The following is a 22,073-nucleotide window of genomic DNA, read 5'->3' on the forward strand; positions in this document are numbered from 1 at the left end:
CGGGCGCCTCGGCGCCCGCTCTTTTTTCAAGAAGCGATAGATACCACCTGCCCCTGGGCAGTCTGCCTATGTCCCAAGACTCCATGACCCGCTCAGACCTGGTTGAAGAACTGGCCGCACGATTCGGCCAGCTCACCCATCGCGATGCCGAATTCGCCGTCAAGACGATCCTGGACGCCGTGGGCGACGCGCTGGTGCGCGGACACCGGATCGAGATCCGGGGTTTTGGCAGCTTCTCGGTCAACCACCGCCCTCCCCGCATGGGCCGCAACCCCCGCAGCGGCGAAGCCGTGGCCATCCCGGAAAAACGCGTCCCGCACTTCAAGCCCGGCAAGGCCCTGCGCGAAGCCGTGGACAAGCGCACTGCAGAGATGGAAGTCAGCTCTGCGCCTGCCACCCATCAAATTTGATAGCAGCTTGCGCTGTACAGGCAAGCGGTAGCGGCTTTTTCAAGCATTGCCAGATAGCCCGTCCTGCTCGGCAGGCCATCGCATCTGCCCATTCACAATATCCAGCCGCCCCGCACCGCACTGGTCCTGGCAATAGCGGGCTGGCTCTTAGAATCGCCCCACCACTGGGGAGACCGATGAAATACCTCCTGTGGCTGCTCAAAGCAGCCATTTTTTTTACGCTTTTCGCCTTCGCGCTGAACAACCAGCAGGATGCGACCGTGCATTTCTTTTTTGGCACCCAATGGCGCGCTCCGCTCGTGCTGGTGGTGCTGACCGCTTTCTCCGCCGGGCTGGCAGTGGGCGTGCTGGGCATGGTGCCCCGCTGGTGGCGCCACCGTGCGGCGGCACGCCGTGCACAGGCCAGTGCCATCAGCGCCACGCCCGCGGCCACCGCCGCCACCCCTGCGGCCGGCAATGCGCCGCCTGCGCCCCCTCCACCGCCCGACCTGTCCTCCGTCCATGGAATTTGACCTGACCTGGATCCTGCTGGGCCTGCCCGTTGCGTTCGTGCTGGGCTGGCTGGCATCGCGATTCGACCTGCGCCAGCTGCGTGCCGAAAACCGCCGCGCGCCCAAGGCCTACTTCAAGGGACTGAACTTCCTGCTCAACGAGCAGCAGGACCAGGCCATCGATGCCTTCATCGAGGCCGTGCAGAACGACCCCGATACCTCGGAGCTGCACTTCGCACTGGGCAACCTGTTTCGCCGCCGCGGCGAGTACGACCGCGCGGTGCGCGTGCATGAGCACCTGCTGTCGCGCGGCGACCTCTCGCGCACCGACCGCGAGCGCGCCCAGCATGCCCTGGCGCTCGACTTCCTCAAGGCCGGCCTGCTGGACCGCGCCGAAGACGCCCTGCACCGGCTGGAAGGCACCCCCTTCGAGGCCCAGGCACGCCTGGCGCTGCTGGCCATCTACGAACGCTCGCGCGACTGGCCCCACGCCACCGCCATCGCGCGCAAGATGCACGATGCCGACCAGGGCGACTTCAGCACGCGGCAGGCCCACTACCTGTGCGAGCAGGCGCTGGCGCTCAGCGCCCAGGGCGACCTCTCGGGCGCACAGGCCCTGCTGGAACAGGCTGTCGCCGCCGCGCCCGAAGCCGCCCGCGGGCGCATCGAGCTGGCCCGGCTGCAGCGCCTGATGGGCCAGCCTGCAGAAGTGCTCAGCACGCTGCGCACCCTGGGCGAGCGCAACCCGGCCGCAGTGCCGCTGGCAGCCCCCATGTTGGTCGAAGCCGCCAACGCCACCCAGCGCGTGCCCGAGGTGCAGGCGCTGCTGCAGGCCCACTACGCGCAGGCGCCGTCGCTCGATGTGCTCGAAGCCATCGTCGCCATGGAAACCGCCGACGAAGCTACGCGCGACACCGCGCGGCAGCGCTACGTGCAGCACCTGGACAAGGAGCGCTCGCTGGTCGCTGCGGCCAAGTGGCTGGCGGGCGAAGAGCTGGAGCACGAAGAATTCCACCCCCAGGTGCAACGTGCGCTCGACCATGCCGTCAAGCCGCTGACCCGCTACCGATGCGCGGCCTGCGGCTTCGAGGCACGCCAGCACTTCTGGCAGTGCCCGGGTTGCCAGACCTGGGACAGCTATCCCGCCCGCCGCGTCGAAGAGCTCTGACCAACGCGTGCCCTGAACTGAAGCACCCGACACCCTCCCGCCCAGAAAACCGCAGGACCCCCACCATGCTGAAGAAACTGCTCGCCCTCATCGCCACCCTGTGCGCTGCCGCTGCATTCGCTGCGGTGGACGTGAACACCGCCACCGAAGCCGAGCTCGACGGCATCAAGGGCATCGGCCCCGGGCTGTCGGGCCGCATCCTGGACGAACGCCGCAGCGCGCCGTTCAAGGACTGGAGCGACTTTATCGGCCGCGTGGGCGGCGTGGGCAACAAGAGCGCGGTGAACTTCTCCAAGGAAGGCCTCACCGTCAACGGCAAGAAGTACAGCGCCGCAGCCGCCGCCAAGGCCGAGGCCAAAAGCAAGAGCAGCGCCCACCCGAAGAAGCACGATGGCGCTGCGGACGAGCGCAAGGCGAAGGCCCCCGCCACGCCCGCCGCAGCCACCGCTACCCCGGTGACTGCAGCCCCCGCCCCTGCTGCGGCCCCTGCGGCCAGCGCTAGCAAAAACTAAGCACACTCTCCAAGCTGCAAGCCCGCCTCCGCGGGCTGGTTTTTTTGGCGCTCTGCACAGCCCCACGGCAAGGCCTGGGCAGGGTCTTTGAGTCATGCCCCTAAAATCGTTGGGGCATGCCCCTGATCACCCTCATCCTCCTCCCCTTCATCGGCAGCCTGCTGGCGGCAGTGCTGCCTGCCAATGCCCGCAACACAGAGTCCACGCTGGCGGGCCTGATCGCCGTGTTCTGCACCGTGCAGGTGGCGCTGTGTTTTCCGCAGATCGCGGACGGCGGCGTGCTGCGGCAAGACATCGAATGGCTGCCCGCCCTGGGCCTGAACCTCGTCATCCGCATGGATGGCTTTGCCTGGATGTTCTGCATGCTCGTGCTGGGCGTGGGCAGCCTGGTGGTGCTGTATGCGCGCTACTACATGTCGGCCGCCGACCCGGTGCCGCGCTTCTTCTCGTTCTTTCTGGCGTTCATGGGCGCGATGGTCGGCGTGGTGCTGTCGGGCAACATCATCCAGATCGCGTTCTTCTGGGAGCTGACCAGCCTGTTCTCGTTCTTGCTGATCGGCTACTGGCACCACCGCAAAGATGCGCGGCGCGGTGCGCGCATGGCGCTGACCGTCACCGGCACCGGCGGCCTGGCCATGCTGGCCGGCATGCTGGTGCTGGGCCACATCGTGGGCAGCTATGACCTCGACCATGTGCTTGCGGCGGGCCAGCTCATCCAGAGCCACCCGCTGTACACCACCGCACTGGTGCTGATCCTGCTGGGCGCACTGACCAAGAGCGCGCAGTTCCCCTTCCACTTCTGGCTGCCCAACGCCATGGCCGCGCCCACGCCGGTGTCGGCGTACCTGCACTCGGCCACCATGGTCAAGGCGGGCGTGTTTCTGCTGGCGCGCCTGTGGCCGGCGCTGGCGGGCACGGAGCAATGGTTCTGGCTGGTGGGCGGCGCGGGCCTGTGCACGCTGCTGGTGGGCGGCTACGCGGCCATGTTCCAGAACGACCTCAAGGGGCTGCTGGCCTATTCGACCATTTCGCACCTGGGCCTCATCACACTGCTGCTGGGCCTGAACAGCCCGCTGGCCGCCGTGGCGGCCGTGTTCCACATCATGAACCACGCGACCTTCAAGGCATCGCTCTTCATGGCCGTGGGCATCGTGGACCATGAAAGCGGCACGCGCGACATCCGGCGGCTGTCGGGCCTCAGGCGGATGATGCCCATCACCTCCACGCTGGCCATGGTGGCCAGCGCCGCCATGGCAGGCGTTCCGCTGCTCAACGGTTTTTTGTCCAAGGAAATGTTCTTTGCCGAAACCGTGTACGTGAACACCACACCCCTGCTCGAATGGCTGCTGCCCGTGGCGGCCACCATCGCGGGCGTGTTCAGTGTGGCGTACTCGCTGCGCTTCACGGTGGATGTGTTCTGGGGCCCCGCAGCCACCGACCTGCCGCGCGAACCGCACGAACCCCCGCACTGGATGCGCGTGCCGGTGGAACTGCTGGTCCTGGCCTGCCTGGTGGTGGGCGTGCTGCCGTCGTGGTCGGTCGGCGCGTACCTGGCCGCCGCGGCGCGGCCGGTGGTGGGCGGTGAGCTGCCTGTGTACAGCCTGGCCGTCTGGCATGGCTTCAACACGCCCTTCGTGATGAGCCTGATCGCGCTGGGCGGTGGCATTGCCCTGTATGCGCTGCTGCGCCGCCAGCGCGAGAAGGGCACGGTCGACGCACCGCCGCTCATGTACCGCATCAGTGGCCAGCGTGTGTTCGAGCACACGCTGGCCACCATCAGCCAGGCGGGCCGCCACGGCCGCAGGCTGCTGGGCACCGGGCGCCTGCAGTGGATGATGCTGTGGCTCGTCGGTGCAGCGCTGCTGGCCTGCGTGCTGCCCCTGTGGTCGCGCGGCCTGCCGATCGGCGACCGCACGCAGCTGCCCCTGTCGCCCGCCTTCGCGCTGCTGTGGCTGCTGGGCGCGCTGTGCGCCATGGCGGCGGCCTGGCAGGCCAAGTACCACCGCCTGGCCGCCCTCACGCTGCTGGGTGGCGCGGGGTTGTGCGTGTGCCTGACCTTCCTGTGGTTCTCGGCGCCGGACCTGGCCCTCACGCAGATCGTGGTGGAGATCGTGACCACCATCCTCATCCTGCTGGGCCTGCGCTGGCTGCCCCGGCGCGACGAGACGCTGCGCAAGCCCACGCTGGCCGAAGAGCGCCGCACCCAACTGCGCCGTTACCGCGACATGGCCCTGGCGCTGACCGCCGGCGCGGGCATGGCCTTGCTGTCGTTTGCGATGATGAGCCGGCCCTTCCCCGACAGCACCTCGACCTTCTTCCTCGAAAACGCGCTCAGCCAGGGCGGTGGCACCAACGTGGTCAACGTCATGCTGGTGGACTTCCGCGGGTTTGACACCTTTGGCGAGATCGTGGTGCTGGGCATCGTGGCGCTCACGGTGTATGCGCTGCTGCGGCGCTTTCGCCCGGCGCGCGAGGTCATGGACCTGCCGCCGCAGCAGCGCGCGCTGCCCGCCGACGTGGACACCGACCTGTCCAACCCGCGCCAGACGGCCGACACCGCTGTGGGCTACCTCATGGTGCCTGCCGTGCTGGTGCGGTTGATGCTGCCGTTTGCCACCCTGGTGTCGATGTACCTCTTCATGCGCGGGCACAACGAGCCCGGTGGCGGCTTCGTGGCGGGGCTGGTGTTCTCGGTGGCGCTGCTGCTGCAGTACATCGTCTCGGGCACCTCGTGGGTCGAGGCGCACCTGCCCCTGTACCCGCGCCGCTGGATCGGCGTGGGCCTGCTGGCCGCGCTGGCCACGGGCCTGGGCGCCTGGGTGTGGGGCTACCCCTTCCTGACCAGCCACACGGCCCACCTGCACCTGCCCTTCGTGGGCGAAGTGCATGTGGCCAGCGCGCTGTTCTTCGACATCGGCGTGTTCACCCTGGTGGTGGGCTCGACCATGCTCATCCTCACCGGCATCGCCCACCAGTCGGTGCGCAGCCACCGCTACAACAACGCGCGCCCTGCCGAAGAGGCACAGGCCGCCGAACCATCCGACGTCGCAACGCAGGGAGAAGGCCCATGGAACTGATACTCGCCCTGGCCATCGGCGTGCTCACCGGATCGGGCGTGTGGCTGCTGCTGCGGCCCCGCACTTTTCAAATCATCATGGGGCTGTCGCTGCTGTCGTACGCGGTCAATTTGTTCATCTTCAGCATGGGCCGCCTGGGCTTGGCCATCGACAAGGAGCCCGTGCTGCAGCCCGGCCTGCCCAAGGACCTGGCCCACTACGCCGACCCCATGCCCCAGGCGCTCACGCTCACCGCCATCGTGATCGGCTTTGCCATGACCGCGCTGTTCCTGGTGGTGCTGCTGGCGTCGCGCGGCATGGCCGGTACCGACCATGTGGATGGCACCAGCTCAAAAGACTCCCAGGAAATGCCGTGATGAAGAACACCCCCCTGAGGCGCTCTCCCGCTCCGTGCAGTCGCCAGAGGCGACGGCCCTTCGAGGCCGTCCAAGCCTGCGCAGGCAGGCTTGGAGCCGCGGCTCTCAGCCCCCGCTCTCGCAGCGCGGCGCGCTGCGGGCAGGGGGACGCAGCCCTCGCTCCGGGGCTGCCCTTGATAGGCTGCTCTGGCTTGGAGCGTGCCAGTTTCCATGCGTTGCGCCTTGGACACCTGACATGACGTCTATGCAATTTCTGCTAGAGCGGCTGATGCCGCACCTGATCCTCGCGCCCATCGCGCTGCCCATGCTCACGGCCGGGCTGATGCTGCTGCTGCGCGAAGAGCGCCAGCGCACCAAGGTCACGCTCAATATCGTCTCGACCCTGATGGGCCTGGTGATCGCGGTGCTGCTGCTGATACAGGCCAAGGACCCCGGGCTTCACAACAGCCTGGGTGTGTACCTGCCGGGCAACTGGCCTGCGCCGTTCGGCATCGTGCTGGCGGTGGACCGGCTGTCGGCCATGATGCTGGTGCTGTGCAGCACCGTGGCGCTGGCCACCGTGCTGTTTTCGGCGGCGCGCTGGCACCGGGCGGGGGTGCACTTTCACCCGCTGTTCCAGTTCCAGCTCATGGGGCTGGCGGGTGCGTTTCTCACGGCCGACCTGTTCAACCTGTTCGTGTTCTTCGAGATCATGCTGGCGGCTTCCTACGGTCTGCTGCTGCACGGCTCGGGGCGCCCACGTGTGTCGGCGGGGCTGCACTACATCGCCATCAACCTCGCGGCGTCTTCGCTGTTCCTGATCGGCGTGTCCATGCTGTACGGCATCACCGGCACGCTGAACATGGCCGACCTGGCGCGCAGCATCGCCGGGGTGGCAGCCTCGGACCGCGGCCTGCTGCATGCAGCGGCAGCCATCCTGGCCGTGGCGTTTCTCATCAAGGCTGCCGTGTGGCCGCTCAACTTCTGGCTGGTGCCAGCGTACAGCGCGGCCACGGCTCCGGTGGGTGCGTTGTTCGCGCTCATGACCAAGGTGGGCGTGTACAGCGTGCTGCGCCTGTGGACGCTGCTGTTCGGCGCCGAGGCGGGCGACTCGGCCCAGTTCGGGAGCCAGTGGCTCATCGGCGGGGGCCTGCTGACCATGGCGTTCGGCGCCATCGGCATGCTCGGATCGCAGCGGCTGGGCCACCTGGCGGGCTTTGCGGCCATCCTGTCGTCGGGCACGCTGCTGGCGGCCGTGGGCTTCGGGCAGAACCTGCTCACCGCCGGGCTGCTGTACTACCTGCTCAGCTCCACGCTGGCCGTGAGCGCGCTGTTCTTGCTGACCGACCTGATCGACCGCTGGCGCAACGATGGCTCCAACCTGGCCGCGTACGAGCAGACGGACGACGCGCCTTTTCTGTCGGCCGACCTGGTGCCTACCGATGGCATCAACCTGGATGACCGCGAAGAAGAACTCATCGGCCAAGTGATCCCTGCGGCCGTGGCCTTTCTGGGCCTGGCCTTCATGGCCTGCACGCTCGTCATCGCGGGCCTGCCGCCGCTGCCGGGCTTTGTGGGCAAGTTCGCCATGATCCATGCGCTGCTCAACCCGCTGGGGCTGAGCGCATCGCAAGGCTTCCAGCTGGGCGCTGCGGGCTGGGCGCTGGTGGCGCTGCTCATCGGCTCGGGCCTGCTGGCGCTGCTGGCGCTGACCCGGGCGGGCATCCGCCATTTCTGGGCAGCGCATGACCGCACCGTGCCCAAGCTGCTGGTGCTGGAAGGCCTGCCCATTGCCCTGCTGCTCACGGCCTGCGGTGTGCTGGTGTGGCAGGCCGGCGCGGTGATGCGCTACACCCAGGCCACTGCCGACGCGCTGCACGCACCCGCGGGCTATGTGCGCGCCGTGATGACGGCCCAGCCGGTGCCCAACCCACCCCCACCTGCGGTCTTGCCAGGAGGTAGCGCACCATGAAGCCGTCGCGTACATCCCAACGCCCCTTCAAGCGGCTGGTGCCCGCGCCGCTGCTGTCGCTGGCGCTGCTGGGCCTGTGGCTGCTGCTCAACCGCAGCCTGAGCGCCGGCCACTTCGTTCTGGGCGGCGTACTCGCGCTGGCCATACCGCTGCTCACGGCCGGGCTGCGCCCGCTGCCAGTGCGCATTCGCAATCCTGGCGCGGTGCTGCGCCTGGCGTTCACGGTGGTGGCCGACACCACGCGCTCCAACCTGGCCGTGGCGCGCCTGCTGCTCGCACCGGGCCGCCGTCGGCATCCATCGGGCTTCGTGCACATCCCGCTCGACGTGCGGGACCCCAACGCACTGGCCGTGCTGGCCATGATCGTCTGCATCACGCCCGGCACCGCCTGGGGCGAGCTGTCGCTGGACCGCAGCGTGCTGCTGCTGCATGTGCTGGAGCTGGACGACCCCGCCCAGGTCATTGCCGATGTGAAGCAGCGCTACGAAGCCCCGTTGATGGAGATTTTCGAATGACCACCCCCGTCCTGAGTTGGGCCCTGCCCGTTGCGCTCTTCATGCTGGCGATGGCCATGGGCTGCGCGCTGATCCGTTTGCTGAAGGGCCCTTCGGCGCAGGACCGCGTGCTGGCGCTCGACTGCATGTACCTGAGCGGCATGCTGGTGATGCTGGTGCTGGGGCTGCTGTACGGCAGCAAGAACTACTTCGAGGCTGCGCTGCTGCTGGCGCTGTTCAGCTTCGTGGGCTCCATGGCCATGGCCAAATTTCTGCTGCGCGGCGAGGTGATCGAATGACGGACGCTGTCACCACCCTGCCCCTGTGGCTGGAGATCATCGTCGCCGTGCTGGTGCTGTCGGGCGCTGGCCTGGCATTGCTGGGCTCGTCGGGCCTGCTGCGCCTGCCCACGTTCTTCGAGCGGGTGCACGCGCCGTCCATCATCGCCACGCTGGGCTGCTGGCTGATCATGCACGGCACGGTGCTGTACTTCTCGGTGGCCGACCGCAGCCTGGCGCTGCATGCGCTGCTGATCGCCGTGTTCGTGGCGATCTCGGTGCCGATCATGTCGATCTTTCTGATGCGCGCGGCCCTGTTCCGGGCGCGCCAGATGGGGCATCCGCCGGTGCCACCCACGCTGAGCCAGCCCAAGCCCGAGGCCGAACCGGCATCGACAGCGCCCCAGGACGTGCGCGTCTGATGCTCCTGATTCGATAGCTGCTGGCGCTTGCAGGTCCAGCGGTAGGAGACTGTTAGGACCACAGTTCTCAAAACCTCCCCCACCCGTTCGGACCAGGGAATATGAAGCCCGAGGCCAGCCGCTCATCAGGTAGCTTGTCCCTTACTTCAAGCCGATGGCCCCGAACCCGCCGCCCCCTGGCGTGTGGATCTCGAACACATCGCCCGGCTGCATCTCGGCCTGGCCAATGTGGTCCAGCAGCTCGGTCTTGCCGTTGCTGCGCACTACCTTGTTGATGCCCACCGCGCCCGCGCCGCCACCGGCCATGCCGAATGCGCCGTGGTGGCGGCCGTTGGACAAGATGCTGGCCGTCATGGGCTCCAGGAAACGCACGCGGCGCACACCGCCGTCGCCGCCCTTCCACTGCCCGTTGCCGCCCGATCCCTTGCGGATCTCGTAGCCCTCCAGCCGCACCGGAAAGCGGAACTCCAGGATCTCCGGGTCCGTCAGGCGCGAGTTGGTCATGTGGCACTGCACCACGCTCGTGCCCGCAAAGCCGCCGGTGAGCTGGCCCGCCGCATCCCACACGCCACCCGCACCGCTGCCGCCCGAGATGGTCTCGTAGTACTGGTACTTGGCACTGCCGAAGGTGAAGTTGTTCATGGTGCACTGCCCCGCCGCCATCAGCCCCAGCGCGCCATACAGCGCGTTGGTGATGCAGGTGGAAGTCTCCACATTGCCCGCCACCACCGACGCCGGCGGGTTGGGGTTGAGCATGGAGCCCGGCGGGATGATGACCTTGAGCGGCTTGAGGCACCCCGCATTGAGCGGAATGTCGTCCTGCACCAGCGTGCGGAACACGTACAGCACCGCGGCCATGCACACCGCCGTGGGCGCGTTGAAGTTGTGCGTCTGCTGCGGGCTGGTGCCGGTGAAGTCGATCTCGGCGCTGCGGCTGGCCGCATCCACACGCACTGCCACGCTGATCTGCGCGCCGTTGTCCAGCGGCAGCGTGAACTGCCCGTCCTTCAAGCGTGTGATCACGCGGCGCACCGATTCCTCGGCGTTGTCCTGCACGTGGTTCATGTACGCGAGCACGACGGGCAGGCCGAACTCGCCCACCATGCGGCGCAGCTCCTGCTGGCCCTTTTCATTCGCGGCGATCTGCGCGCGCAGGTCGGCCATGTTCTGCTGCGGGTTGCGGCTGGGGTATTCGCCGCTTTCCAGCAGCGCGATCATCTCTGCCTCGCGCAGCACACCGCGCTCGACCAGCTTCACGTTGTTGATCTGCACGCCCTCTTCTTCGATGCGCGTCGAGAACGGCGGCATGGAGCCCGGCGTGATGCCACCCACATCCGCATGGTGGCCCCGGCTGCCGACGTAGAACGTGGGCTCGGCGTTGTCTTCCAGGTAGACCGGCGTGATGACCGTGATGTCGGGCAGGTGCGTGCCGCCGTGGTACGGGTCGTTCAGCACGAACACGTCGCCCGGCTGCATGCGGCCAGCGTTGTCACGGATGACGGTCTTGATGCTCTCGCCCATCGAGCCCAGGTGCACCGGCATGTGCGGCGCGTTGGCGATCAGGTTGCCTGCGGTGTCGAACAGCGCGCAGCTGAAGTCCAGGCGCTCCTTGATGTTCACCGAGTACGCCGTGTTCTGCAGCTGCAGCCCCATCTGCTCGGCGATGTTCATGAACAGGTTGTTGAAGACTTCGAGCAGCACCGGGTCCACCGTGGTGCCCACGGCGTGCTGCACGGCGCGCGCCACGGTGCGGTCCAGCAGCAGGTGGTCCAGGTCGGTCAGCTGCGCCTGCCAGCCGGGCTCGACGATGGTGGTGGCGTTCTTCTCGGCAATGATGGCCGGGCCGGGGACCACGTCGCCCGGGCGCAGGTCCTCGCGCACCACCAGCAGGGCGCTGTGCCACGCGGGCACGCCATCAATGCCGCCCGTGTACATGCGCACCATGCCGCGGTGCGGCGTCTCGCGCGCGGGCTGCAGCGTGTGGCGTGGCTCAACGGGTGCATCGCCGGGCACCACGGCCTCGACCGATACAGCCTCCACCACCATGCCCTTGCCCTGCATAAGGAAAGCAAAGCGTTGGCGGTAAGCGCTTTCAAACGCCGCGGTGATCTCGGCCTGCGTGCCGAAGGGGACGATGAGCGCCGAGTCGCTGCCTTCGTAGCGCACATGCACGCGCCGGTGCACCACGGCCGTGCTGCTGCCGGCCTGCTGGCGCTCCAGTTCGGTGCGCGCGGTGGCGGCCAGTGCGTCGAGCGTGGCTTCGATGCCGGGCAGTGCGTCCGGCGCCAGCTTGATTTCCACCGCCTGCTCGCGGATCACGTTCTGGTCGGCCAGTCCCATGCCGTAGGCGCTGAGCACGCCGGCGAGCGGGTGGACGAACACCCGCGTCATGCCCAGTGCATCGGCCACCAGGCAGGCGTGCTGGCCGCCCGCGCCGCCAAAGCACTGCAGCGTGTAGCGGGTGACGTCGTAGCCGCGCGCCACGCTGATCTTCTTGATGGCGTTGGCCATCTGCTGCACGGCGATCTGGATGAAGCCGTGGGCCACATCCTCTTGCGAGCGGCCGCTTTGCACCGCCAGCTGCGCGAACTTCTGCGCCACCACGTCGCCGTCGAGCGCCTCGTTGGCCGCATGGCCGAAGACGTGCGGGAAGTGTGCGGGCTGGATCTTGCCCACCATCACGTTCGCGTCCGTCACGGCCAGCGGGCCGCCGCGGCGGTAGCTGGCCGGGCCGGGGTTGGCGCCCGCGCTCTCGGGGCCCACGCGAAAGCGCGCACCGTCGAATCCCAATATGGAGCCGCCGCCGGCGGCCACGGTGTGGATGCTCATCATGGGCGCGCGCATGCGGACGCCCGCCACCTGGGTTTCGAACTCGCGCTCGAACGCGCCGGCGTAGTGGCTCACATCGGTGGACGTGCCGCCCATGTCGAAGCCGATGACCTTCGCGTGGCCCGCCAGCTCCGCCGTGCGCGCCATGCCCACGATGCCGCCGGCCGGGCCGGACAGGATGGCGTCCTTGCCCTGGAAGGTGCCCGCATCGGTAAGGCCACCGGACGACTGCATGAAGAACAGCTTGACGCCCGGCATCTCGCTGGCCACCTGGTCCACGTAGCGGCGCAGGATGGGCGAGAGGTACGCGTCCACCACCGTGGTGTCGCCGCGGCTCACGAACTTCATCATGGGGCTGGTCTCGTGCGAGCTGCTCACCTGCGTGAAGCCCACCTCGCGCGCCAGCCGCGCTGCGGCCTGTTCATGCGCCGTGTAGCGGTAGCCGTGCATGAACACGATGGCCACGCTGCGCAGGCCCGCGTCGTAGGCGGCCCACAGGCGCTCCTTGAGGTGGGACTCGTCCAGCGGCTCGATCACCTCGCCCTGCGCGCCCACGCGCTCCTGCGCCTCGATCACGCGGCTGTAGAGCAGCTCGGGCAGCACGATGTGGCGGTCGAACAGGCGCGGGCGGTTCTGGTAGGCAATGCGCAGCGCGTCCTTGAAGCCCCGCGTGGTGATGAGCAGCGTGGGCTCGCCCTTGCGCTCCAGCAGTGCATTGGTGGCCACGGTGGTGCCCATCTTCACGCACTCGACCTGTGCAGGCGTCACCGGCTCGCCGGGCTTCAAACCCAGCAGGTGGCGAATGCCGGCCACCGCGGCGTCCTTGTACTGCTCGGGGTTCTCGGACAGCAGCTTGTGGGTGACCAGCGTGAACGTGCCGTCCGATTCGGGCCGGCGGCCCACCACGTCGGTGAAGGTGCCTCCACGGTCGATCCAGAACTGCCAGCGGGACATGGGGGAAGGTTGATGGGACATTTGCTACTATTTTGATAGCTGCTGGCGCTTGTTCATCAAGCGGTAGGGCAGCTTTTTATTCAAACCACGGCGTGGCGGCAGTCACAGCGACGCCGCCGAGCGCGCCGCCTGGTCGTACATGCCCGACAGCACACGCAGCAACCGGGCCAGCTCGCCGATGTCGCGGTTCAGGGAGTCGTCGGCGTGCAACGCATCGATGAGGCAGCTCTCGCGGATTTCGCGGTAGCGCTGCACGTAGGCGCGGCCCACGTCAGTGGCGGCGTAGGTCACTTCCTTGCCGTTTTTCTGCGAAGCCACCACGCCCAGGTTCTGCAGCTTCTTGAGCGCGTAGTTCACCAGGTGCGTGTCCTCCACATTCATGATGAAGCAGATGTCGGCGAGGCGCTTGTCCCGTGCGCGGTGCGTCACGTGGTGCAGCACCAGCACATCCAGTGGCGTGAGGTCTTTCAGGCCCGCCGCCGACATGCAGTGCGCCACCCAACGGTGAAAGGCATTGCCCGCCACGATGAGCCCGAACTCGAACTCGCTCAGCTCCGCGCTCTGCGCGGACACCAGGTGCGCCGACGACACGATGGGGCCGGAATCGCCCTTGGCCTTGGAGCCGGATTTCATGATGGACAGCGAACCTTGTGGTGGACGGGAAAAACTGGCACGGGTTATGCAAGCCATTGTAGGCACCATGGCAATAATTTGTTGGCAATTTGTCAGCGTTTAGGCAAAACACCTATCTCGCCATGGGTTGGTTTCTATACAGTCGCCGACAGTCCTTTCACCCCACGTCCTTACTTGCGGAGCTCTCCATGAAGCGTCGAATCCTCCCCGCCACAGCGCTTGGCCTGGCCCTGGCCTTCGGTTTCACCGCGTCCTCCGTGATGGCGCAGACCAAGTGGGACCTGGCCGCCGCCTACCCCGTGAGCAACTTCCACACCGAGAACCTGATGCAGTTCGCCAAGGATGTGGATGCCGCATCGGCCGGCAAGCTCAAGATCACGGTGCACGCCAACGCCTCGCTGTTCAAGGCCAACGAAATCAAGCGCGCCGTGCAGGGCGGGCAGGCCCCGGCCGGTGAAGTGCTGCTGGGCAATTTCGAGAACGAGAACGCGCTGTACGGCGTGGACGGCATCCCCTTCCTGGCCACCTCGTATGCGGACTCCAGGCGCCTGTACGAAGCGCAAAAGCCCTACCTCGACAAGCTGCTGGGCACGCAGGGCATGAAGCTTTTGTACGCCGTGGCCTGGCCACCGCAGGGCATCTATTCGAAGAAGGAACTGGCCTCGGTGGCCGACCTGCGCGGCATCAAGTGGCGCGCCTACAGTCCCGCCACCGCCAAGATCGCAGAGCTCATCGGCGCGCAGCCGGTGACCATCCAGGCGGCCGAGCTGTCGCAGGCGCTGGCAACGGGCGTGGTCGAGGCCACCATGACGTCGGGCTCCACCGGCTACGACAGCAAGATCTACGAAAGCATCAAGCTCTTTCACGACACGCAGGCCTGGCTGCCCAAGAACGCGGTCATCGTGAACAAGAAGGCTTTCGATGCGCTGGACAAGCCCAGCCAGGACGCATTGCTCAAGGCCTCGGCCGAGGCCGAGTCGCGCGGCTGGAAGCTCAGCGAGGAAAAGACCGAGTGGTACAAGAAGGCACTGATCGAAAAGGGCATGAAGATCGTGACGCCCGCGCCCAAGCTCATGGCCGACATGCGCCAGGTCGGCGAGATCATGCTGGCCGACTGGCTCAAGAAGGCCGGCCCGGACGGTGAAGCCATCGTCGCGAGCTACCGCAAGAGCAGTCCGGTCCCTGGCGTGCAGGCCAAGAAGTAGGCCCGCATCCATATGCTGCGCCGCTGGCTCGACCGCCTCTACCTTGCCGCAGGCGCCCTGGGCGCTGCGTTCATCGCCCTCATCTGCATCCTCATGATCGCGCAGAGCACCATGCGCGAGGTGGGCCTGCGCACCGGCGCCATCAACGACATCGTGGCCTGGTTCTGCGCGGCCGCGGCTTTCTTTGCGATGGCCCATGCATTCAAGCACGGCGACTTCGTGCGCGTGACACTGCTGCTGGAAAAGCTGTCCCCGCGCCGCTGCCGCCAGCTGGAGGTCGTGTCGCTCGCCATCGCATCGGTGGCAGTGGGCTACCTGATGTGGGCGGCCTGCAGCTACACGTACGAGAGCTGGGAGTTCAACGACATCTCCCAGGGCCTGCTGCCCATGCCGCTGTGGATTCCGCAGCTGAGCTTTGCGATCGGCTCGGTGCTGCTGTGGGTGGCCGTGGTGGATGAATTCATCATCGTGCTGCGCGGTGGCGTGCCGACCTTTGTGCGGGCTGTGGAAGAACGCCATGCCAAGGGTGACTTTTCGTCTGATATCTAGGAAGCCCCCCTGAGGCGCTGCGCGCCTTTCCCCCTGAGGGGGGACGCCTCCGGTGGCCCGGCGGAGCCGGTTCCACGGTGGCACTCGCGTTTGCCGCGCCAGTTTTTGCGGTGGGTGGGACGCGCGGCGCGATGGCCGCGTGGTGTGAATACCGATAACAACAGGCTGCATCGCGCATGGCGCCCTGCAGTCCAGAAAGTTCGATATGGATATCTTGATGGTGGGTGGCGTGTTGCTGCTGCTCATGCTGGTGCTGCTGTCCGGTGGCGTGTGGATTGCGATGACGCTGGCGATCTGCGGGTGGGTGGGGCAGGCGTTCTTTACGTCCACGCAGCCGGCCAAGAATTTGTTCTCGGCGTTCTGGGAGAGCAATGCGAGCTGGGAGCTGGCCGCCCTGCCGCTGTTCATCTGGATGGGCGAAATCCTGTTTCGCACCAAGCTGTCCGAAGAGATGTTCGAAGGCCTGCGCCCCTGGCTCAACCGCGTTCCGGGGCGGCTGATGCACACTACCATCCTGGGCTGCGGCATCTTTGGGTCGGTGTCGGGCTCGTCGGCCGCAACCTGCGCAACCATCAGCAAGGTGGCCCTGCCAGAGCTGATGAAGCGTGGCTACGACGAGAAGCTGGCGCTGGGCTCGCTGGCCACGGCCGGCACGCTGGGCATTCTGATCCCGCCGTCGATCACCATGGTGGTGTATGCGGTGGCGGCCGATGCGTCCATCATCCGCATCTTCCTTGCGGGCTTTCTGCCGGGCATTTTGCTGATGCTGCTGTTCTCGGGCTACATCGGCTGGTGGAGCCTGCGCAACCCCGACAAGGTGCCTGCGGCCGACCCGCCCTCCACGCTGCGCGAGAAGATTCGCAAGTCCGGCAACCTGATCCCCGTGGGCGTGCTCATCGTCTTCATCGTGGCCGTGCTCATCACCGGCTACGCCACCGCCACCGAATGCGCGGCCTACGGCGTGGTGGGCTCGCTGGGGCTGGCGCTCTGGAGCCGCTCGCTCACCTGGCAGAACTTCAAGGACGGGCTGATGGGCACCACGCGCACCAGCTGCATGATCATGTTCATCCTGGCCGGCGCCGCGTTCCTCACCAAGACCATGGCCTTCACCGGCATCCCGCGCGAGCTGGCCGAGTGGGTCAATGCCATGCAGCTGTCGCCGTTTGCGCTCATCAGCGTGCTGGTGGTGGTGTACCTGGTGCTGGGCACAGCGCTCGACGGCATCAGCATGATCGTGCTGACCAGCGCGGTGGTGCTGCCGATGATCCAGCAGGCCGGGTTCGATTTGATCTGGTTCGGCATCTTCATCGTGCTGCTGGTCGAGATTGCCGAGGTCACGCCGCCGGTGGGTTTCAACCTGTTCGTGCTGCAGAACATGACGGGCAAGGACAGCAACACGATTGCACGCGCTGCAATTCCGTTCTTTCTGTGCCTGGTGGTGTGTATCGCGATCATCACGGTGTTCCCGCAGGTCGTGACCATCCTGCCGGACTTGGTGATGGGCAAAGAAAAGTAGCCCCCCTGAGTCGCTTTGCGCCTTCTCCCCCAATGGCGACGCTTCCAGTAGCCCGGCGAAGGTTCTATGGTTCGAGTCAAGCGCTTGGGGTGATGCGATGAGCATCAAACGGCTTGCCCGATCGCCACACAGCAAAGGCAATGCGCAGCAGCTTGCGCGCCAGCACGACCAGGGCCTCTGTGCTCTTGAGCCCCCTGGCGCGCAGCGCTTGGTAGGTCGCCGCAAACGTGACCGTGTGGCACGCCGACATCGCCGCCATGAACATCTGGTGGCGCAGCGCCGGATTCCCTCGCTTGGACAAGTGCCTGCGCCCCCTGCTACGCCCAGAGTCGTGGGCCCGGGGATCCAGCCCGCTGTAGGCCACCAGCGCATCACAGCTGCAAAACGCCACGCGATCGAGCACGGTGACCAGCAACGCGCTCGATTGGGGACCGATGCCCACGATGCTTTGCAGCAACGTGCGAGCGCGGTGCAACTGCTCTTGCTCTTTGATCAACTGCGTAATGCGCCCATCGATGGTGTGCAGCAAGGTGCCAAAGGCGTCCTCCAGCCCCGCGGCCGCCTGCGCGATGCTCGTGCTGCAGCCGCGCAGCGACTGACGCAGCGCGGTGCGCTTGGTCACCGCCGTCCAGCGCTGGCCCAGCAACTGCTCCAGTTCGGCCTGACAGGCGCTGGGGACACGGTGCGGGTGCAGCCGCTCGTGGTGCTCGGCCAGGTAGCGGGCAATGATCCGGGCATCCACCCGGTCGGTCTTGCCGCGCGCGCCCAGGCCCTTGGCGTAGAAGTACACATCGCGGGCGTTGAGCACGAACACCGTCAAACCCATGCCGGCGGCCAGGGTGGCCAGCAGCTGGTGAAAGCGGCCGGTGGACTCCATGGCCAAGAGCGCGCCAGGGGGCAGGGTGTGCAACCACTGCACGATGGCAGTGGACTCGTTAGAGACGGCAAGGCAAGCGTCCTGGCCGTGGGTGGCCACGACCAGCTCAGCCTTGGAGACGTCCACGCCGATGAAACAAAGGGGTACTTGCATGATGAGATTCCTCCAATGAACAATGACGATCGTTGGGGTGGAATCCCGCCACAGGCGTTAGCTTGCTTACAGATCGGCGCTGAGGTGCGGCTCAGTTCCTTATCGACGCTCAGGGGCGGGGTGGGGGCTATCTTCGCCAGTCGGTCAAAGCCGATAGCCGGTACTCAGGCCCTCCACCCCAACACCTCCACCATACAAGCCGGTTCCACGGTGGCGCTGGCCGGGTCGCGTCCCAGGCCAACGGTGGATGGCGGTTCGCGCAGCCGTGGCCACGGCGCAGACCAGCTGAACACGGCATCGCCGACAATACGGCCCTTCGTTTCTCCGGAGTCATCGCACCATGCTCGCAGTCGTGGCCATCTGTATCGGTGCCAGCGTGGGCGCGCTGGCGCGCTGGCGGCTCGGTATCTGGCTCAACACGGCGGGAGCCCTGCTGCCGTGGGGCACGCTGGCCGCCAACCTGATCGGGGGGTACCTGGTGGGGGTCTGCGTGGCGGTGTTCCAGGCGCTGCCGCAGCTCGACCCGGTGTGGCGGCTGGCGCTGGTGACCGGGTTTCTGGGCGGGCTCACCACGTTCTCCAGCTTCTCGGCCGAGGTGGTGGGCATGCTGCAGCAGCAGCGTTATCTGCTGGCACTGGGTACCACCGCGGTGCATTTGCTCGGCTCGCTCACACTCACTGTGCTGGGCATCCACAGCGCTACTCTTTTGATAGCTGCACGCGCTTGATCCTGCGTAATAATCAAGCGCAACGCTCATCACCATCCCACGTTCAACCCACTGCCGACCTGCGCTTTTGCGACGGCCTGCAGCGCTTTTTTTCTGATCTGCCATGGACGCCAATACCCAACTCAATGACCGCCGCCTGGCCGATGCCTGGGCGGAGCTGCAAAGCCACGCCGCCAACGGCAACCCGCTGCACGCCGATGCCTATCGCCTGGCGTTCGCCGACCCTGAATTCATGTTCCGCCGCGAGACCCGGGGCATCCGCTTTCAGCTGGAGATGCTCAAGCCCGACCTGGGCCAGATCGAGCAAGGCATCGAGAACACCATCGTGGTCTACGGCAGCGCCCGCTTCATCGCGCCCGACGAAGCCGATGCCCAGTTGCTCGAGGCCGAAGCCAGCGGCGACGAGGTGCGCCTGCAGCGCGCGCGCCTAGCCGTGCGCAACGCCAAGTACTACGACCTGGCCCGCCAGTTCGCCCGCGTGGTGGCCGAGCACAGTGAACGCCAGCAGCCCGCGGACCGCATCTACATCTGCACCGGCGGCGGCCCCGGCATCATGGAGGCCGCCAACCGCGGCGCGCACGATGTGGGCGCCCTCAACGTGGGCCTGAACATCGCCCTGCCCCACGAGCAAAGCGGCAACCGCTTCATCTCGCCCACGCTGAGCTTCAAGTTCCACTACTTCGCGCTGCGCAAGATGCATTTCATGATGCGCGCAAAGGCGCTGGTGGCCTTCCCTGGCGGCTTCGGCACGCTGGACGAGCTGTTCGAAGTGCTCACGCTGGTGCAGACGAAAAAGGCCAAACCCGTGCCCATCGTGCTGTTCGGCTCGGACTACTGGAAGCGGCTCGTCAACTTCGAGGTGCTGGTCGAAGAAGGCACCATCTCGGCCCAGGACCTGGGCCTGTTTCACTACACCGACGACCCGCAGGAAGCGTGGGAGCTGATCAAGTCGTTCTACCAGCTGTGAACGGCTGAGCCCCTGGGCCTGCGGGCCCCTGCCCTTGCCATGCGCCCCCGTCCGCACCACCCGCTGGTGCGTGCAGGGGCCGCCTCGTCAGCGGATCACCGGCGGCGGTGGCGGCACCGCGATCGGTGGCAGCACGATGATGGGCCGCACGATGGGCGGCAGCACGAAGATGGGGGGACGCGTGGCCGGCGGTGCGGGCGTGGTGGGCGTTGTCGTGGGCGGTGTGGTCGGTGGCGCGCCGGTCACCGGCGGCCGCGTCGTCGGTGGCTGCGTGGGGGTGCCCGTGGTCGGGGGCGGCGGCGCGGTAGGGATGGAAGGGTCTGGCGGCGGTACCGTCGTCGTGGGCGGCGGTGGTGGCAGCGGCACGCCGGGCGCGGGCGGAGTGGGTGTGGTGGTAACGGGCGGCGGCACGGGGGCGACCGGGGTGGGCGCCAAGCGACCGCTGCTGTTGAGCTCCTCGCCCACTGCAAACGGCACCGGTGGCGGCGGCAGCGGCAGCACGGCGCGTGTGTGGGTGTACAGCGGCAGTTGGCTGCTGGCCACCACACGCACCGATTCACCCGCTTTCACGCCCACGCAACCGGCTTCGGTGCACACCTCGATCTCGTCCTGCTCGCCCGACACCACCAGTTCGCCCTCGGCATTGAAGGCGATGAGGAAGGCGGAGCCCCGGATGCCCACCACCGCCGTGGGTGTGGTCACCCGGTAATTGCGCGGGTCGCGCTTGCCGATCAGGCCGGTGATGGCACGCATGCCGCCGCGCAGCAGGTCCACGGCGAAATGGTCTTCGGCCGCGTTGCCGGAATCTGCATAGCGCGTGACCGTGAATTGCGAGTCCGGGTACAGCGCCACCAGCCCGCCGTCCGAAAAGCGGATCTGCGCCCGGCCCGCGGCGCCCGTCACGACGACATCACCGCTCTCGACCTCGGCACCTTTGGCCACCGGTGCCTGGGCGGCGCCCCTGCGCAACTGCACATCGCCCGCCACAAACTGCACCAGGCCGGCAGCGGCCAAGCCCTGCAGGGGCCATGCAGCCGCCACGGCCAGCCACAGTGCCAGCCGGGAAGAAGGAAAATTGGACTGCATCAGGGACTCCCTCAGAACTCGCGGCGCACGGTGACCGAGAACACGCGGCGGTCGTAATCAGTGATGGGCAGCGTGGACGCATTGCGCGTGACGGCCCACTGCGGCGTGATGCGCCAGCCGGGCGCCGGCAGCCAGGACACGCCCAGCACCCCATAGGTCTGGCGGTCGCGGCGCGTCACGCCGAAGAACGGGTCGGCCGCGCCGTAGCGGCGGCGCTCATGGCTCAGGTGCACAAACGCCGCCCAGTCGGCACTGATCGCCCACTGCACGCCGGCCCGAAGGCCCGCCAAGTCGTGCCCCAGGTTGTCCACGTCGCTGGCCTGCGGGTTCTCCTGCCCCGCATACAGCCCGGCGTAGTACAGGCTGCCGTTGCGCAGGATGTGGACGTACGAGGTGCCACCCACAGTCCGGCGCGCGTTGCGCAGCGACTGCGTGGGATAGCGCAGGTCCTGCACCTGCAGGAAGGTGTCCCACTGCCGAAAGCCGTCGATCCGGTAGATCCACTCGCCCAGCACGCCGCCGATGTTGCGCAGCGTGTCGCCATCGAGCCGGTAGGTGCCGCCCTGCGCGCTCAGCATCCACTCGTGGCGCTCCACGCGGTACGCGACGCCGGCGCTGGCGTCGAGCTGCGCACTGTCGTACGGCTTGCCGGCGTCGGAATAGCCGCGCACTTCCCCTGTGGCAGCGCCGATCAGCGACCAGCGCGAGTCCAGCACATGCCGTCCGCGGATGTTGCCCAGCACGGCGGCGTACGACGCACGCTGCGCCTCGGCACCGGGAGCCAGAGACCAGGCGGGTGTGCCAGGGGGCGACAGCGCGGGCGCATTCAGGTCGGGGCCGGCATTGGCGTTCGAATCGCGGCCCACGGTCAGATCGACATGGCCCTTCCAGGTGGAGCGGCCTTGGTGGCCCAGGCGGTCGTAAGACACCAGAAACTGGTCGATGCTGAGCGCAGCGTCCACTGGGATACCGGAGGCACGCACGCGCTCGGAGACGGCGTTGGCGCCCTGCTTGTCGCCTACCGCATGCAGCGCGCGCCCCAGCTCCCACTGGGCTTCGGTGTTGCCGGGCTGCGCCGCCACCACCCGCTCCCACGCCAGCACGGCCCGGCTGTACTGGCCCGCCGCATGGGCGGCACGGCCCATGGCCGCATCGAATGCCGGGTCGCCCGCGCGCGCAGCCTCTTGCGCATCCAGCACCTCGAAGGCGCGCCGTGCGTCGCCCTGCTGCAGCAAGGTCTGCGACTGGCCCAGCACTTCGTCGGCATGCAGAAAAGACCCGGGGGCCGCCACCAGAAACGGCAGCACGGCCAGGCGGCGCACGTGCCGGGACCAGGTTGGAACGCTCATGTCAACCCCCTCTGTCGAATGGGGCGAATCTACTACTTTTCACGCCGCTTGCTCAGCCCCCTCAACCCC

20 protein-coding genes are annotated in these 22,073 nt (G+C 67.2%); 15 read left to right on the forward strand and 5 right to left on the reverse strand.

Going from position 1 to position 22,073, the window contains the following annotated elements:
* Positions 1-83: 83 nt before the first annotated feature.
* The 10 genes from ACSQ3N_RS15555 (at position 84) to ACSQ3N_RS15600 (ending at position 9,159) form a co-directional block, all read left to right on the forward strand.
* Positions 84-410: an integration host factor subunit beta gene (locus ACSQ3N_RS15555; protein WP_056165323.1), complete on the forward strand. Its 327-nt coding sequence runs from the start codon at positions 84-86 to the stop codon at positions 408-410.
* Between the two features lie 176 nt (positions 411-586).
* Complete coding sequence (locus tag ACSQ3N_RS15560) at positions 587-922, forward strand: LapA family protein (RefSeq protein ID WP_436146731.1); 336 nt, start codon at positions 587-589, stop codon at positions 920-922.
* Positions 912-2,069, forward strand: a complete 1,158-nt coding sequence (gene lapB / locus ACSQ3N_RS15565; RefSeq protein WP_436146732.1) for a lipopolysaccharide assembly protein LapB — start codon at positions 912-914, stop codon at positions 2,067-2,069. Before ACSQ3N_RS15560 ends, lapB begins: the two co-directional genes overlap by 11 nt.
* A gap of 65 nt (positions 2,070-2,134) precedes the next feature.
* Positions 2,135-2,581: a ComEA family DNA-binding protein gene (locus ACSQ3N_RS15570; RefSeq protein WP_436146733.1), complete on the forward strand. Its 447-nt coding sequence runs from the start codon at positions 2,135-2,137 to the stop codon at positions 2,579-2,581.
* A 116-nt stretch (positions 2,582-2,697) separates the two neighbouring features.
* On the forward strand, positions 2,698-5,658 hold the full coding sequence (locus tag ACSQ3N_RS15575; RefSeq protein WP_436146734.1) for a monovalent cation/H+ antiporter subunit A: 2,961 nt from the start codon (positions 2,698-2,700) through the stop codon (positions 5,656-5,658).
* A complete protein-coding gene (locus ACSQ3N_RS15580) occupies positions 5,649-6,014 on the forward strand; it encodes a Na+/H+ antiporter subunit C (protein WP_056165314.1) in 366 nt (121 codons plus the stop codon). Before ACSQ3N_RS15575 ends, ACSQ3N_RS15580 begins: the two co-directional genes overlap by 10 nt.
* Before the next feature lie 235 nt (positions 6,015-6,249).
* The gene (locus tag ACSQ3N_RS15585) at positions 6,250-7,965 is read left to right on the forward strand and encodes a monovalent cation/H+ antiporter subunit D (protein WP_436146735.1); all 1,716 of its coding nucleotides are present in this window, start codon (positions 6,250-6,252) and stop codon (positions 7,963-7,965) included.
* Positions 7,962-8,480, forward strand: coding sequence for a Na+/H+ antiporter subunit E (locus ACSQ3N_RS15590; RefSeq protein ID WP_056165309.1), 519 nt, complete (start codon positions 7,962-7,964; stop codon positions 8,478-8,480). Before ACSQ3N_RS15585 ends, ACSQ3N_RS15590 begins: the two co-directional genes overlap by 4 nt.
* The gene (locus ACSQ3N_RS15595) at positions 8,477-8,758 is read left to right on the forward strand and encodes a K+/H+ antiporter subunit F (RefSeq protein ID WP_056165308.1); all 282 of its coding nucleotides are present in this window, start codon (positions 8,477-8,479) and stop codon (positions 8,756-8,758) included. The genes ACSQ3N_RS15590 and ACSQ3N_RS15595 overlap by 4 nt, the downstream gene beginning before the upstream one ends.
* Complete coding sequence (locus ACSQ3N_RS15600; RefSeq protein WP_436146736.1) at positions 8,755-9,159, forward strand: monovalent cation/H(+) antiporter subunit G; 405 nt, start codon at positions 8,755-8,757, stop codon at positions 9,157-9,159. The genes ACSQ3N_RS15595 and ACSQ3N_RS15600 overlap by 4 nt, the downstream gene beginning before the upstream one ends.
* 141 nt (positions 9,160-9,300) lie before the next feature.
* Here ACSQ3N_RS15600 and ACSQ3N_RS15605 read toward each other — a convergent pair whose 3' ends face one another.
* The gene (locus ACSQ3N_RS15605) at positions 9,301-12,963 is read right to left on the reverse strand and encodes a hydantoinase B/oxoprolinase family protein (RefSeq protein WP_436146737.1); all 3,663 of its coding nucleotides are present in this window, start codon (positions 12,961-12,963) and stop codon (positions 9,301-9,303) included.
* Between the two features lie 81 nt (positions 12,964-13,044).
* Complete coding sequence (locus ACSQ3N_RS15610; RefSeq protein ID WP_056165302.1) at positions 13,045-13,575, reverse strand: winged helix DNA-binding protein; 531 nt, start codon at positions 13,573-13,575, stop codon at positions 13,045-13,047.
* Between the two features lie 188 nt (positions 13,576-13,763).
* Here ACSQ3N_RS15610 and ACSQ3N_RS15615 point away from each other — a divergent pair, with 188 nt between their 5' ends.
* The 3 genes from ACSQ3N_RS15615 (at position 13,764) to ACSQ3N_RS15625 (ending at position 16,845) form a co-directional block, all read left to right on the forward strand.
* The gene (locus ACSQ3N_RS15615) at positions 13,764-14,780 is read left to right on the forward strand and encodes a TRAP transporter substrate-binding protein (RefSeq protein ID WP_056165300.1); all 1,017 of its coding nucleotides are present in this window, start codon (positions 13,764-13,766) and stop codon (positions 14,778-14,780) included.
* Between the two features lie 12 nt (positions 14,781-14,792).
* Positions 14,793-15,329, forward strand: coding sequence for a TRAP transporter small permease (locus tag ACSQ3N_RS15620; protein ID WP_436146738.1), 537 nt, complete (start codon positions 14,793-14,795; stop codon positions 15,327-15,329).
* Positions 15,330-15,534: 205 nt separating this feature from the next.
* On the forward strand, positions 15,535-16,845 hold the full coding sequence (locus ACSQ3N_RS15625; RefSeq protein ID WP_436146739.1) for a TRAP transporter large permease: 1,311 nt from the start codon (positions 15,535-15,537) through the stop codon (positions 16,843-16,845).
* Between the two features lie 76 nt (positions 16,846-16,921).
* On the opposite strand, the gene ACSQ3N_RS15630 is transcribed toward ACSQ3N_RS15625, so the two are convergent.
* Complete coding sequence (locus ACSQ3N_RS15630; RefSeq protein ID WP_436146346.1) at positions 16,922-17,875, reverse strand: IS110 family transposase; 954 nt, start codon at positions 17,873-17,875, stop codon at positions 16,922-16,924.
* A gap of 340 nt (positions 17,876-18,215) precedes the next feature.
* Here ACSQ3N_RS15630 and crcB point away from each other — a divergent pair, with 340 nt between their 5' ends.
* Positions 18,216-18,602 (forward strand): fluoride efflux transporter CrcB, encoded by a 387-nt coding sequence (gene crcB / locus ACSQ3N_RS15635; RefSeq protein WP_056167003.1) that lies wholly within the window; start codon positions 18,216-18,218, stop codon positions 18,600-18,602.
* Between the two features lie 103 nt (positions 18,603-18,705).
* A complete protein-coding gene (locus ACSQ3N_RS15640; RefSeq protein WP_056167007.1) occupies positions 18,706-19,569 on the forward strand; it encodes a TIGR00730 family Rossman fold protein in 864 nt (287 codons plus the stop codon).
* An 87-nt stretch (positions 19,570-19,656) separates the two neighbouring features.
* Here the strand turns inward: ACSQ3N_RS15640 and ACSQ3N_RS15645 are convergent, their stop codons facing one another.
* Both ACSQ3N_RS15645 and ACSQ3N_RS15650 read right to left on the reverse strand, forming a co-directional pair.
* Entirely contained in the window at positions 19,657-20,655 is a 999-nt protein-coding gene (locus ACSQ3N_RS15645; RefSeq protein ID WP_436146740.1) for a FecR family protein, read from the reverse strand.
* An 11-nt stretch (positions 20,656-20,666) separates the two neighbouring features.
* Positions 20,667-22,004: a surface lipoprotein assembly modifier gene (locus tag ACSQ3N_RS15650; protein ID WP_436146741.1), complete on the reverse strand. Its 1,338-nt coding sequence runs from the start codon at positions 22,002-22,004 to the stop codon at positions 20,667-20,669.
* Positions 22,005-22,073: the final 69 nt, after the last annotated feature.

The organism is Acidovorax sp. LjRoot194 (assembly GCF_964253015.1).
Lineage (GTDB): Bacteria > Pseudomonadota > Gammaproteobacteria > Burkholderiales > Burkholderiaceae_C > Acidovorax.

Bases quoted from the DNA above. Each gene is read 5' to 3' on its own strand.
- ACSQ3N_RS15555 (WP_056165323.1), top strand. From the start codon at position 84: ATGACCCGCTCAGACCTGGTTGAAGAACTGGCCGCACGATTCGGCCAG.
- ACSQ3N_RS15560 (WP_436146731.1), top strand. From the start codon at position 587: ATGAAATACCTCCTGTGGCTGCTCAAAGCAGCCATTTTTTTTACGCTT.
- lapB (WP_436146732.1), top strand. From the start codon at position 912: ATGGAATTTGACCTGACCTGGATCCTGCTGGGCCTGCCCGTTGCGTTC.
- ACSQ3N_RS15570 (WP_436146733.1), top strand. From the start codon at position 2,135: ATGCTGAAGAAACTGCTCGCCCTCATCGCCACCCTGTGCGCTGCCGCT.
- ACSQ3N_RS15575 (WP_436146734.1), top strand. From the start codon at position 2,698: ATGCCCCTGATCACCCTCATCCTCCTCCCCTTCATCGGCAGCCTGCTG.
- ACSQ3N_RS15580 (WP_056165314.1), top strand. From the start codon at position 5,649: ATGGAACTGATACTCGCCCTGGCCATCGGCGTGCTCACCGGATCGGGC.
- ACSQ3N_RS15585 (WP_436146735.1), top strand. From the start codon at position 6,250: ATGACGTCTATGCAATTTCTGCTAGAGCGGCTGATGCCGCACCTGATC.
- ACSQ3N_RS15590 (WP_056165309.1), top strand. From the start codon at position 7,962: ATGAAGCCGTCGCGTACATCCCAACGCCCCTTCAAGCGGCTGGTGCCC.
- ACSQ3N_RS15595 (WP_056165308.1), top strand. From the start codon at position 8,477: ATGACCACCCCCGTCCTGAGTTGGGCCCTGCCCGTTGCGCTCTTCATG.
- ACSQ3N_RS15600 (WP_436146736.1), top strand. From the start codon at position 8,755: ATGACGGACGCTGTCACCACCCTGCCCCTGTGGCTGGAGATCATCGTC.
- ACSQ3N_RS15605 (WP_436146737.1), bottom strand. From the start codon at position 12,963: ATGTCCCATCAACCTTCCCCCATGTCCCGCTGGCAGTTCTGGATCGAC.
- ACSQ3N_RS15610 (WP_056165302.1), bottom strand. From the start codon at position 13,575: ATGAAATCCGGCTCCAAGGCCAAGGGCGATTCCGGCCCCATCGTGTCG.
- ACSQ3N_RS15615 (WP_056165300.1), top strand. From the start codon at position 13,764: ATGAAGCGTCGAATCCTCCCCGCCACAGCGCTTGGCCTGGCCCTGGCC.
- ACSQ3N_RS15620 (WP_436146738.1), top strand. From the start codon at position 14,793: ATGCTGCGCCGCTGGCTCGACCGCCTCTACCTTGCCGCAGGCGCCCTG.
- ACSQ3N_RS15625 (WP_436146739.1), top strand. From the start codon at position 15,535: ATGGATATCTTGATGGTGGGTGGCGTGTTGCTGCTGCTCATGCTGGTG.
- ACSQ3N_RS15630 (WP_436146346.1), bottom strand. From the start codon at position 17,875: ATGCAAGTACCCCTTTGTTTCATCGGCGTGGACGTCTCCAAGGCTGAG.
- crcB (WP_056167003.1), top strand. From the start codon at position 18,216: ATGCTCGCAGTCGTGGCCATCTGTATCGGTGCCAGCGTGGGCGCGCTG.
- ACSQ3N_RS15640 (WP_056167007.1), top strand. From the start codon at position 18,706: ATGGACGCCAATACCCAACTCAATGACCGCCGCCTGGCCGATGCCTGG.
- ACSQ3N_RS15645 (WP_436146740.1), bottom strand. From the start codon at position 20,655: ATGCAGTCCAATTTTCCTTCTTCCCGGCTGGCACTGTGGCTGGCCGTG.
- ACSQ3N_RS15650 (WP_436146741.1), bottom strand. From the start codon at position 22,004: ATGAGCGTTCCAACCTGGTCCCGGCACGTGCGCCGCCTGGCCGTGCTG.